14 protein-coding genes are annotated in these 11765 nt (G+C 62.5%); 6 read left to right on the top strand and 8 right to left on the bottom strand.

Annotation, left to right across the window (positions count from 1 at the left end):
• The first annotated feature begins 166 nt into the window (after nucleotides 1-166).
• From AC4PRM_RS15160 to AC4PRM_RS15180, 5 genes are read left to right on the top strand one after another with little or no spacing between them, the layout of a single operon-like run.
• Nucleotides 167-613, top strand: a complete 447-nt coding sequence (locus AC4PRM_RS15160) for a MaoC family dehydratase (protein WP_492040495.1) — start codon at nucleotides 167-169, stop codon at nucleotides 611-613.
• Between the two features lie 16 nt (nucleotides 614-629).
• Complete coding sequence (locus AC4PRM_RS15165; protein ID WP_492040496.1) at nucleotides 630-1166, top strand: MaoC family dehydratase; 537 nt, start codon at nucleotides 630-632, stop codon at nucleotides 1164-1166.
• A gap of 10 nt (nucleotides 1167-1176) precedes the next feature.
• Nucleotides 1177-1608: a Zn-ribbon domain-containing OB-fold protein gene (locus AC4PRM_RS15170; RefSeq protein ID WP_492040497.1), complete on the top strand. Its 432-nt coding sequence runs from the start codon at nucleotides 1177-1179 to the stop codon at nucleotides 1606-1608.
• Complete coding sequence (locus AC4PRM_RS15175) at nucleotides 1605-2795, top strand: lipid-transfer protein (RefSeq protein WP_492040498.1); 1191 nt, start codon at nucleotides 1605-1607, stop codon at nucleotides 2793-2795. Before AC4PRM_RS15170 ends, AC4PRM_RS15175 begins: the two co-directional genes overlap by 4 nt.
• The gene (locus AC4PRM_RS15180; protein WP_492040499.1) at nucleotides 2792-3577 is read left to right on the top strand and encodes an enoyl-CoA hydratase/isomerase family protein; all 786 of its coding nucleotides are present in this window, start codon (nucleotides 2792-2794) and stop codon (nucleotides 3575-3577) included. Before AC4PRM_RS15175 ends, AC4PRM_RS15180 begins: the two co-directional genes overlap by 4 nt.
• Nucleotides 3578-3583: 6 nt before the next feature.
• On the opposite strand, the gene AC4PRM_RS15185 is transcribed toward AC4PRM_RS15180, so the two are convergent.
• A complete protein-coding gene (locus AC4PRM_RS15185) occupies nucleotides 3584-4417 on the bottom strand; it encodes an alpha/beta hydrolase (RefSeq protein WP_492040500.1) in 834 nt (277 codons plus the stop codon).
• Between the two features lie 46 nt (nucleotides 4418-4463).
• Complete coding sequence (locus AC4PRM_RS15190; RefSeq protein WP_492040501.1) at nucleotides 4464-6089, bottom strand: flavin-containing monooxygenase; 1626 nt, start codon at nucleotides 6087-6089, stop codon at nucleotides 4464-4466.
• Between the two features lie 141 nt (nucleotides 6090-6230).
• Between AC4PRM_RS15190 and AC4PRM_RS15195 the strand changes: the two genes are divergently transcribed.
• Complete coding sequence (locus AC4PRM_RS15195) at nucleotides 6231-7733, top strand: CoA-acylating methylmalonate-semialdehyde dehydrogenase (RefSeq protein ID WP_492040502.1); 1503 nt, start codon at nucleotides 6231-6233, stop codon at nucleotides 7731-7733.
• A 279-nt stretch (nucleotides 7734-8012) separates the two neighbouring features.
• Here AC4PRM_RS15195 and AC4PRM_RS15200 read toward each other — a convergent pair whose 3' ends face one another.
• The 6 genes from AC4PRM_RS15200 to AC4PRM_RS15225 all read right to left on the bottom strand — a co-directional run bounded on the left by AC4PRM_RS15200 (nucleotide 8013) and on the right by AC4PRM_RS15225 (nucleotide 11729).
• On the bottom strand, nucleotides 8013-8888 hold the full coding sequence (locus AC4PRM_RS15200; protein WP_492040503.1) for a helix-turn-helix domain-containing protein: 876 nt from the start codon (nucleotides 8886-8888) through the stop codon (nucleotides 8013-8015).
• A gap of 387 nt (nucleotides 8889-9275) precedes the next feature.
• On the bottom strand, nucleotides 9276-9719 hold the full coding sequence (locus tag AC4PRM_RS15205) for a MarR family winged helix-turn-helix transcriptional regulator (RefSeq protein ID WP_492040504.1): 444 nt from the start codon (nucleotides 9717-9719) through the stop codon (nucleotides 9276-9278).
• 168 nt (nucleotides 9720-9887) lie between these two features.
• A complete protein-coding gene (locus AC4PRM_RS15210; protein ID WP_492040505.1) occupies nucleotides 9888-10385 on the bottom strand; it encodes a hypothetical protein in 498 nt (165 codons plus the stop codon).
• The gene (locus AC4PRM_RS15215; protein ID WP_373258868.1) at nucleotides 10382-10987 is read right to left on the bottom strand and encodes a response regulator; all 606 of its coding nucleotides are present in this window, start codon (nucleotides 10985-10987) and stop codon (nucleotides 10382-10384) included. Before AC4PRM_RS15215 ends, AC4PRM_RS15210 begins: the two co-directional genes overlap by 4 nt.
• Nucleotides 10987-11337: a DUF8776 family protein gene (locus tag AC4PRM_RS15220; RefSeq protein ID WP_373258866.1), complete on the bottom strand. Its 351-nt coding sequence runs from the start codon at nucleotides 11335-11337 to the stop codon at nucleotides 10987-10989. Before AC4PRM_RS15220 ends, AC4PRM_RS15215 begins: the two co-directional genes overlap by 1 nt.
• Entirely contained in the window at nucleotides 11337-11729 is a 393-nt protein-coding gene (locus tag AC4PRM_RS15225; RefSeq protein WP_373258865.1) for a chemotaxis protein CheD, read from the bottom strand. Before AC4PRM_RS15225 ends, AC4PRM_RS15220 begins: the two co-directional genes overlap by 1 nt.
• Between the last annotated feature and the right edge of the window lie 36 nt (nucleotides 11730-11765).

Raw genomic sequence — 11765 nt, forward strand, 5'->3', positions numbered from 1 at the left:
ATCAGGAAGAACCGCCTCCCGTTTTCTGTCAATAGTGGTGTTGACAATAATCAACATACACGTTGATTATTAATGACCGGGACTTAGCGTGCCGTGCTCCGGGGCCAGACGCGGGGCTCGAAGATCGCGCCGCCTTTCGTATCGGCGTCAGAATGGGGAACAAAACATGGATGGCGCCGAACCAGGAATGCCGGTCGATCTGGCGATCACGCGCGAGACGCCAGTCGGCTATCGATTGCAGAGCCTGAAGAAGAAGGCGGCCATCCAGCTAATGGGTTCGCGCCTGTGGGGGCGATTCAATCCGAACCACTGGGACCCGGTCTATGCGGCGTCGACCGGGCTGAAGGCACCCATCCAGACGGGCGAGATGTCCTCCGCCTATCTGGCGGAGATGTGCGTCAATCATTTCGGCGCGGCGTTCTTCCGCAACGCCCGCGTGGTCTGCAAATACATTGCTTCCACCTATGCCGACGAGGTCATCACGACACACGGCGTCGTGCGCGAGAAGACGCCCAAGGGCGACGGCTATCGCTTCATCGTCGATATCTGGGCCGACAACGACGCGGGCGACAAGAAGACCGTCGGTTGGGTCGAAGTCGATGTCGGCGTCTGAGTTCAGGAATCCAGAGATGACCCAATCCCTGCCCGGCACAGATGCCTTGAAACCCATGAGCCCGCTTCAGGCCCGCCAGACCCGCGCGTTCATCGATGGCCTGGCCTCCGAATCCAAACCCTATTGGGATGTCGTGGCGATCGGTGACGAGCTTTCGCGCGACCTGCATCTGAGCGCCGAACTGGTGATCCTGTATGCGGACGGGGTTGAGGACTTCAATCCCTGGTACGAAGGCTGGCGGATGAACAGCTGGAGCATCGAGGGGGAATCGCCCTTCGGCGGGGCGATCGTGCCGCCGCTGCTGGTCTCGCATTTCGTGCTGTCGGTGCAGTTCGATGCGACGCGGCCGTTCTCGATCGGGTCGATCCACACCTATCATGACTCCGAAATCCTCGAGCCGATCCCCGTCGGAGCGACGGTAAGGATCACGACCCGGGCAACCGAAAAGTTCGAGAAACGCGGCCGCCGCTACGTGCGTCATACGGTTGAGGTCACCGACGTGAGCAGCGGTCTCCCCTATTTCCGCGAAACCAGGGACATCCTCTCGCTTTGAGGGGGCATTGATGAAGGACAGTGCCATCACCGCCGTCGTCGCCGAGGCGCTCGCACTGGGCGAGGCAGCGCCGGCCTTGCTGGGTACCCGCTGCGGGGATTGCGGATCGCTCTACTATCCCCGGGTCGTGAGCTGCCGGAACCCGGAGTGTGACGACAAGCATGTCCTTCTGGCCCGTATCACCGGACGCGGCACCCTCTACAGCTTTACGATCCAGCGTTACCGGCCGCCAGCCCTGTTCGCGCTCGAGCCATGGCAGCCCTATGCCTTGGGGCTCGTGGACGTCGAGGACGGTCTGCGGATCATGGGGATTGTCGATGCGCCGACAGGCGATATTCGGATCGGCATGCCGCTTCGCCTTTCCACTCTGGTTTTGAACGACAAGGCGGAGGACGCCGTCGTGACCCATAGCTTCGTCCCTGACGATGGAGCAGGCGCATGAGGCCGGTCTACGTACTGGGCGTCGGGGCTCATCCCTGGGGCAAATGGCCGGAAACGACACAAGTCGAGCTTGCCATCCATGCCATGAGGGCCGCGCTGGGCGAGGCGTCGCTGGAGTGGCGCGACCTGCAGGGCCTGGTCGCTGCCAGTTCGCGCTTTGAAGGCGGGATGGGTTGGGGCCTGCACGCGAACGAACTGGTGCAGGCCGTTTCGGAACACGGCCTGGCCTGTATCAACGTTGGCGGAGCCTGTGCGGCCGGTGCCGTCGCCTTCCACACTGCCCATATACTGATCGCCAGCGGCCAGTACGATACTGTGGCGGCCATGGGGGCGGAACGGATGCCAAGGGGGTTCATCCCGCGCCCGCCCGGCTCTACGGACGATCCGGCAGATCATGACTTCCTGCGTTGGAAGACCATGGGAGCCACCAATCCGGCCTATTGGGCTATGGAAGCCCGGCGCCGGATGCACGATCACGGCACGACGGCCGAAACCTTCGCCGCCGCCTCGATCATGATGCGTCGTCACGGGGCGCTGAACCCTTACGCCCGCTTCCGTACACCCTCGACGTTGGACGAGGTTCTGGCCTCTCCAATGGTCAGCGATCCGTTGCACCTGCTCGAGATCTGCGCGGTCAGCGACGGGGCCGCCGCTGTCATCCTGGGATCTGAGGAGCAGGCGCGCCGGGCGGGTGGTCCGATGATCGAGGTCGCCGCCAGCGCCATTGCCACCGGCCAGTTCGGCGACCCTGCCGCGCGCATCCCGACCGTTGGATCGACGCCGCGTCCCAGCATTTCACACACCAGCGAAGTCGTCTCGGCGGTCCAGAAGGCCTGGGCCCTGGCCGGCATCGGAGCCGAGGACATCGATTTGGTGGAGATCGCCGACAACACCGCCTGGCACATCCTGGCCTGGCCCGAGATGTTCGGCTTCTTCGAGTCGGGGCAGGCCGATCGAATGCTGCTGGCCGGGGAAATGACGCTGGGAGGGCGCCTGCCCGTCAATCCCAGCGGTGGCTTCCTGTCGTTCGGCGAGGCCACGACGGCCCAAGCCTTGATGCAGGTTTGCGAACTTGCATGGCAACTGCAGGGCCGCGCTGGCGAGCGCCAAGTCGAGGATGCTCGCATAGCGATGTCGGCCGTTCTGGGCCTGGGGGCCAACGGGGGCTCCGTGGTTCTGAAGCGATGACCGAAGCTGTTCAGATCGAGGTCCGCGATCGCGTCGCTGTTCTGACTTTGTCGCGCCCCGACACCGGCAACGCCATCGATCAGGAGATGGCGGACAGCCTTCTCAGGGCCACGCTTCGCATTGCCGCCGAAGACGCGGTGCGAGCGGTGCTCCTGACGGGCCGTGGACGGGCATTCTGCGTTGGGGGCGACGTAAAGGCCTTCGCCGCGGCCGGCGCGGGAGCGTCTGCCTTGGTGGAGCATCTGACGGCGTCCTTGCACGTAGCAATCGCCCGGCTGACCCGCATGGAAAAGCCTCTGGTAACGGCGATCAACGGCGCGGCGGCCGGGGCCGGTTTCGGACTGGCCATTCTCGGCGACGTTGCCCTAGCAGCGAGGTCGGCAAAGTTCGCCATGGCCTATGGCGCGATCGGCCTGACGCCTGATGGCGGCGCGACCTGGCTGCTGCCGCGCCTGGTCGGACACCGCCAGGCCCAGCGACTGGCACTGACGGGCGAGCGCATTGATGCCCAGGAAGCCGAGCGGATCGGTCTGATCACCCGGGTGACCGACGACGAGTCGTTGCATCATGAAGCCTTCACCCTCGCAAAGACCCTTGCCGAGGGGCCGCGCCGCGCCTTTGCGCGCACACGGGCTCTCCTGCATCAATCTTCGTCGAACGGGCTCGAGACACAACTGGAACGCGAAGCCCGAGGCATCGCCGAAGCCATCGCCCAGTCTGAGGGGCAGGAGGGGATCGCCGCCTTCAACGCCCGGCGGCCCGCCGACTTCAGCAGCCTCTGAGGGCATTCAGGTTAGGTTGGCGATCAGCCCCTCCGCCAGACGATCGAGCGCCTCGTCACTGCGTTTGCTGCCCTGGGGCAATCCGGCGAACCCATGGATCATGTCGGGATAGTGGTGGCCTCTGATCTGGACGCCCGCCGCCTCGGCCCGGTCGAGCAGGGCCTTGCCTTCGTCCCGAAGCGGGTCAAACCCGGCGGTGACCACCACGCCTGGGGGAAGACTGGACAGATCGCCCTTTGTCAGATCGGGCATGCCTTCGCTCGCAAACATGTTCCAGGCCCACAACATGAAGTCTCGCGTCAGCATGTGGTCTCGACCAAAGGCCATCTGGGACGCGCTGGCGCAAGCCGCGTCGACCGCCGGATAGAGGAGGCCAATGGCATCAACAGGTTGTTGCACAGCTCCAAGTTCAAGAGCGGCGGCTACCGCCAGCCAGGCCCCGGCGCTGTCGCCCGCCAGCCCGACGGCGACCCCGGGGAATCGATATCGGACCCACCGGACGGTCGCAATCGCGTCATCAAGTCCGGCGGGATAGGAATGCTCGGGGGCAAGGCGGTAATCAACCGCCACGACAGTGAGGCTGCTACTCAGGGCCAGGCGTCGGCACAGGGCGTCGTGGGTGTCTAGGTCGCCGAAGACGAAGGCTCCTCCATGCAGAAAGACCACGATCGCCCGATCCGGTCCGGCTGCGGGCCGATAGACACGCAGAGCTAGGGGGCCGCCCGGCCCGGTCATCTCCAGGTCCTCAACGGCGTGGATGTCCGGTCTGGGCGCCCGAGCGAGATAGCCGTTGGCTCCCGCCCGAAAGGCCGAAAGATCCGTGGGCACCCGCAGCGCCACGCGTGGATCCTCGAGCCACGTGGCGAGCTCGGGATCCAGCGACCCGTCAGGAGGCGGCACGCATCGCCTCGCCGCCCCGCAGGTCGAACCCGTCATAGCCTTTGGCCGCGGCCTTTTCGAGGATGCGGCGATAGCCGCGGACGCCTCCGGAATAGGGCATGAAGACCCGAGGTTTTCCCGGCATCTCCGCCCCGATGTAGTAGGACGGCGTCTTCATGTAGAGGGTTTCGTTGGCACGGGCATTGACGTGGTCCACCCAGTCCGCCTGGGCCGCCTGTGTCGCCTCGATCTCCGATACGCCCCGCTGTCGCGCCGTGTCGAACATGGCCGCCAGCCAGTCGATCTGTTCCTCGCTGGACAGGATGACATTGCTCAGCAGGGACGGGCTGCCGGGTCCGCCAACGAAGAACAGGTTGGGAAAGCCGTGGACGCCGATGCCCAGATAGCTGGCCGGACCGCCGGCCCAGGCGTCCTTGAGGGTCTGGCCGCCACGGCCCACGATGTCGATCTTCAGGATCGAGCCGGTGAAGACATCGAAGCCGGTCGCGTAGATGACGACGTCGAACGGGAGGTCCTCTGCGGTGGTTCGAAGGCCTGTCGGGGTAAAGCGCTCGATCGGCGTCTCGCTGATGTCGACGAGGGACACATTGGGTCGGTTGAAGGTGGCAAAGTACCCTCCGTCGACCGAGGGACGTCGCGTTCCGAACGGAAAGCCCTGGGGCACCAGCTTGGCGCGCAGCGCCGGATCCTCGATCTGCTCGCCGATTTTTCTCTGCACGAACGCCGAGGCGATGTCGTTGGCGGTCTGGTTCAGCAGGATGTCCTTGAACGTCAGGGCGAAGCCAAACCCCAGGCGGTTCCAGGCCGCTTCGAAGGCGCGTTCGCGCTCGTCCGGATCGACTTCGGCGGCGGACCGGGGATCTGGCGCAAAACCGAGGCCGCTGGGCGAGTTTCGTGCCGCCTCGCGACGGGCCCGGTAGTTCGCCTTCACCGCCGCATCCTCCTCGTCCGAAACGGGCGCATTGGCGGCGGGAATGGAATAGTTCGCGGTCCTCTGGAACACCGTCAGATGCTCGGCCTGGGCCGCGATGATCGGCGTCATCTGTACCCCTGACGAACCGGTGCCGATGATCGCTACGCGCTTGCCTTGCAACGCGACCGACTCGCGCGGCCAGCGCGCGCTGTACAGCACTTGGCCGGCGAAGCTGTCCTGTCCCTGATAGGTTGTTGCCTTCGGCATCGACAGCTGGCCTACGGCCATGACGAATCGTTGGGCGGACCACATGCGGCCGTCCTCCGCCTCGATCCGCCAGCGGCCCGTAGGCTCGTCGAGCTCGGCACGGCGAACGCGTGTGTTCAGGCTGACGTCGCGGCGCAGATCGAACCGGTCGGCGACATGGTTTATGTAACGCAGGATTTCCGGCTGCTTCGCGTATCGCTCGCTCCAGCGCCATTCCTGTTCGAGCTCTTCGGAGAATCGGTAAGAGTAGTCGAAGCTTTCGACGTCGCAGCGCGCGCCGGGATAGCGGTTGAAGTTCCAGACGCCGCCTATCTCGTCCGATGCCTCGAGCACCTGGACCGTGAACCCCTGCGAACGGAAGGTGTGGAGCGCCCGCAGGCCGGCCAGGCCTGCTCCGATCACGAGGATGTCGATGTGAACGTCTTCAACCATGCCGCTCTCCCTACTGAAAAGTTGCCATGGCTGGGCCCATGCGTCAACGATGGTGTTGATAACAGGCGTGCGCATGGCTAGGACTGGCAAGAGCCCACTGGCGTGATCGCCCGTGCCCAGCCGCGTCATCCGAGGATCAGCATGCGCGACATTCATCACTTCATCGACGGCACGTCCTTCACGGGCGGCTCGGGCCGGTTCGGCGACGTCATGAACCCCAACACCGGCAAGGTGCAGGCCCGCGTCCAGCTGGCGACCGAGACCGAGATGGACCGCGCGGTGCAGTCGGCGCAGGCCGCCTTCGAAGGATGGTCCTCGACCAATCCTCAGCGCCGCGCGCGGGTGATGTTCGAGTTCAAGCGGCTGGTCGAAGGCAATATGACCGAGCTGGCCGAACTGCTGTCGTCCGAGCACGGCAAGGTCGTCGCCGACTCCAAGGGCGACATCCAGCGTGGGCTGGAAGTCATCGAGTTCGCGTGCGGCATTCCGCATGCGCTGAAGGGCGAATACACCTGGGGTGCCGGTCCTGGCATCGACGTCTATTCGATGCGCCAGCCGCTGGGCGTGGTCTCGGGCATCACCCCGTTCAACTTTCCGGCCATGATCCCGATGTGGATGTTCGGCGTGGCCATCGCCGTCGGCAACACCTTCATCCTGAAGCCAAGCGAGCGCGATCCGTCGGTGCCGGTGCGTCTGGCCGAACTGATGATGGAGGCGGGGGCTCCCGCGGGCGTGCTGAACGTCGTGCACGGCGACAAGGCGGCGGTGGATGCCATCCTGACCCATCCGCTGATCCACGCCATCAGCTTCGTCGGCTCGTCCGACATCGCCCACTATGTCTATCAGACCGGTGCCGCCAACCATAAGCGGGTCCAGGCCATGGGCGGGGCCAAGAACCACGGCATCGTCCTGCCCGACGCCGACATGGACCAGGTGATCAAGGATCTGTCGGGTGCCGCCTATGGCTCGGCCGGCGAACGCTGCATGGCGTTGCCGGTCGTCGTTCCCGTCGGAAAGAAGACGGCCGACGAACTGCGCGAGCGGATGGTGGCCGAGATCCCGTCGATGCGGGTCGGCGTCTCGACCGACGCGGGCGCCCACTACGGCCCGGTCGTCACGGCCCAGCACAAGGCCCGCGTCGAGGGCTGGATCGACCAGGGCGTCAAGGACGGTGCCGAATTGGTTGTCGATGGCCGCGGCTTTACCCTGCAGGGCCACGAGAAGGGCTACTTCATAGGCCCGTCGCTGTTCGACCACGTCACGCCCGAGATGGAGAGCTACAAGGAAGAGATCTTCGGCCCCGTGCTGCAGATCGTCCGCGCCGCCAGCTTCGAGGAGGCCCTGTCGTTGCCGTCGAAGCACCAGTACGGAAACGGCGTCGCCATCTTCACCCAGAACGGCCGCGCGGCCCGCGACTTCGCCGCCCGGGTCAATGTCGGCATGGTCGGGATCAACGTCCCGATTCCGGTGCCGGTAGCCTATCACACCTTCGGCGGCTGGAAGCGCTCGGCCTTCGGCGACACCAACCAGCACGGCATGGAAGGCGTGAAGTTCTGGACGAAGGTCAAGACGGTCACGGCCCGCTGGCCCGACAGCGATCTGGAGCATGCGGATAGCAGCTTCGTCATCCCGACGATGGGTTAGCCGTCAGGTTAATGTCGAAATTTCAGACGTCTCCTTTTGGGGAATGGCCCAATGTCCGGTCGTGGCGCTTTTTGGACCTCAGCCACGGATGGCAGGTTTCTGGCGAAAAAGGACGTGTCCTTCTGGCGTCAATTACTAGCTGATGCAGCCTAGAACGAGAGTTCGTATCCTTGGCGATAAGAAGCCCATGAACCTCAGCTTCACCGATAGACGATCGGAAGGCGTCTAAACGTGATATTGTCGTTTGGACGCCCTAACTTTGAATGCCAGCTAAGCGCGTCAAAATCGCGCTGCACCTTCCATCAAACCCTCCGTAGTATGGCTTAGCCGCGCGAGCTCAGCGAACCTGCGTTTATCGCAGACGACTGTAACTCCCAGCGCCTTAAGGTCCCCGCGCAGATCGCGGGTCAGTCGATCAGCAGTGAAATTTAGCGGGCAGACGATAGCTCGAGCATGGGCGTCCCAAGCGTTTGGGTCTAGCCAGCTCCTAACTCCCTCGTCGCCAAGCCTCTGCCTCGCGGCCTCGCGAACATCACGGTCTTGGAATGGAAGCTTGGCGTGGACAATGCCAGCCTCCTTCAACGTCCGAGCGCGTACTCTGATGGGTCGGATGCCTCGCTCCTTCTCGCGGCGCATTGGGGGGGAGGGGGGAGTAAAGGGTTCTTCTAGGGTTAGGGTAGCACCAGGAGTCACCTGCTGGAGCACTGGCGCTACGTTTGGAACCTCGTTTCGGAGCGGTAGTGCTGCTATTGCGGCGTCACAATGGAGCTCTGGCGCATCCTTTGGCTCGGTTTTCAGAGTCATCTTGCGGCGGGCTTCAATCGCCCGATCAATGCTCTGGGAAGCGTTGGCGTCATCGCGAATGAGCGCCTGATATTTGAGGGACTGGCCTCGTCTCCTGGCTTTTTGAATCACCAAGTATCCAGCTTTAGCCAACTCGGCCACGCCCCTTCTCACTGTCGTCTTATGGACACCCAGGGCCAAAGCCATGTTGTCTTGTGATCGCCAGGCGGCTCCCCGCTCCACATTTAGATCGTGCGCGATCAGACATCCGACCAGCCGCGCATTAGCCGTCAGATCGACGTCGATGATCAGCTGCAGCTGCCATTTAAGCTTGTCCGCAACGAAGTTTTGGACGTCCAAGGAACGGCTCATCGAGCTGCCCCACGGATCCAGAATTGGTTTTGGGCTGCCCGCCTAACGGATTGAAATCGTTGATGCGGTTTCTCCACGGTTTTGCAGCTAACGCATTGGAGGCGTTTGGATAAGCCTAGCTTCCCAAGCTTTTCGTGCGGGTTCGATTCCCGCCGCCCGCTCCAAGCCTCAGGGCATTTTCGGCTTGCTGATCATCCGAACACGGATCAGTGTTTGCCTTTTTGCTTTTGTTTTCCACCGATGCGTAGCACGGCTGTTCAATGGTCCAGTAGGCAATGGGTAAAGGTGCTGAAGGTCTGAACCTGACTTATTGCGGGCGTCCACAGCGCCTTTTGGCAGCCACAAGGGCGATGGAGCCTCGGCGTACTGACGAAGTAGTTCTTTGCATCAGTGAGCTTGTGGCACTTGCTTGTCCTGCAGGCCGTTGCTCACGGAAAAGCCTGTTCTCGCGCTCATTCGGCGCAGGTTCTCGAGCAACAGCTCCAAACGATCATCTGCCATGTCGCGAAAGAGGTCTTCTGCCAGTTCGTCAGCGCGGGCCTTCATCCGGTCGTAGGCCTCCCGGCCTGCAAGCGTTAGCTGGACAACATTGACCCTCCGGTCAAAGCGGTGCGCGCCTCGCTCTGCCAGTCCAGCCTTTTCGAGGTCATCAACCAGTCGGGTGACAAACACCGACGACTTGCCAATGGCCTGAGCAAGATCACCCTGGCTCAGTGCTCCTCTACGGGCCAGAGCGCTGATGGCATAGATGTCAAACTGATCGAGCTTTTGACCCATAGCATTGACCACGCTTTCATTGATATGCATCGCCAATCCATAGATGGCACGCATAGCTTCGAGTTCGGCCTCGTGACGTTCAAGAGGACAACGATCGCGATCGACGGGTGGGATTACTCCGCGTATGGCGATAGCCGCGCTCCGCCGCTTGCCAACCTTTAGGGCTAGGCAAGTTAAACCATAGCGAGAGAGCGGGCGTCAACTTCCGTGTGTGCGTGACACTTACGGCCTCGTTTGCTCAAGCGCAGCATCAGCATGTCCGACAAACTGAACCAGGCATCGCTGTAGTTCTGTAATCAAGTCTTCAGCGAGCGAATCGGGTACTTGGTCGGACCGCAAAAGCCCAATCATGGCAATGGCTGGATTGAGGGCTCCATCCGGCCAGTAACGCGTATGGGACAAGGCATCAGTCATCGCACACAGCATTAGAAGGGTGCGGCCCAGTAGCGGTTTGTTGAGGCCACTACAGGCCGTCAGAGCGGCGCTGGCATTCCGTCCAACCTGTTGGAGCACGGGGTCTGGCGGACGGACGACCGGGTAATCACGTGCGAACTCAGCCAATGGCAGCAGACGAAGGTCTAGCTCTTCGAGGCAGATACCCTCGATTGAGGCCAGATTGGCCTCGGCTGCGGCCAAGGCGTCGCTGACACGGACACCGTCATGGGCACGCACCATCTTTTCAAGACTGGTGGTTACCCGCCGAATTATAACCGATGTCATAGGGCCATCTTCTGCGGTTTCAGGAGGCTGTCGATTTCGGACTGAGACATGTTCGGATCAACCGCTTCCCCAACTTCGCCCGACAGATCACTGCGCCGTCGCCCGATCTGCCCTGCCGGCACGCCCTCATTCTTGAAGCGCCTGTCCGGTCCCACATAGGCGTCGGCTTCGACAAATAGCCTTGAGTTCTTACCAACCCAAATAACACGCGCCAAAAGAGTGGTCGCACTGATCGGTTTCACGACCACAAAGCTGGCTCCGCAATCACGGGCTTGCTCGACCTGGGCACGGGGGGTGTGGCCCGACAACACAATGATGGGTGCATAGCGGTTGGGCTCAAGATTGCTGCGCCGAAGCCAGTTGACGAGTTCGTAGCCGTTACCATTCAGACCTCCTTCCAGAAGGATCAGGTCGAACTTGGTCCGCGCCAGACATTTCTTGAACTCGTCACCTGTCTGAACGCGAGTGATTTGCTGAATACCAAAGCCGATCAGCATCTGACCCAGAATATCGAGTCCCTGAGAGCTGGCGTCTGCGCATAAAATTCGAGCCTCCCGAAAGTCGAGCTTGGCGTTGCCGTCCAGGTTCGCTTCCGCCTCCATCACCACAGCTCCGCATCACCGGAGCCAATAGTCGCAACGACCGGCAGACCAGCCAGCCGCCGGCCCAGGCCTCCCAGATTGAGCCTCGCTACCGCCGCTCGAATATGATCAGCGGCTTCCCGATGATCAGCCGAAACTCCGCTGATGTCGCCGCAAAGCTGAGACAACTGACGGAGATGTTGGCTCAAACCATCCAGAGCCTGCACAGCCTCAATTTCGGCCTCGGTCAGGCTCCGGCCTACAAGTACATCGCCGATGACGTGTTCAAGTCTATCCGACGCTGACGCCCAGTCTCCAAGCTCATCCCGCATGGCGGTCAGCAGGCGGGACATCTCCGCGGAGGCGGCCATCAGAACAGTTCCAGTTCGCCGGCATCGGCCGACACAGGTGCCGGCTGGGAACGCTCGGGAGCCTTGATGGCCGTGCGATCCACGACATGTTGACGGGCGCGACCAGACACTGGCCAGAACTGAATACGTCGCGCTGCCTCGCCACCTAGGCTAACCCCGATCACGGGAATGCCTTCATCAGCCAGAAATCTCCGAGCGAAGACACCATTCTTACTGCCAATGTCCGTCACGCCCACCGTCATGCGTGCGCCGCCAAAGACCTTGGCCTGAACGCGGTCACGTCGCGCGCCGTGTTTCAGCAAGCCATTGATCAGCAACTCCATGGCCTGCACGCCGTAGCGCCGGTCACCAATCGCTCCGTCCGGTGCCTCCGGGAGCAGAAAATGGTTCATTCCTCCTACGCCAGCCACAGGGTCGCAAAGGCAGGC

It is taken from the genome of Brevundimonas sp. DW-iso22, assembly GCF_058725425.1.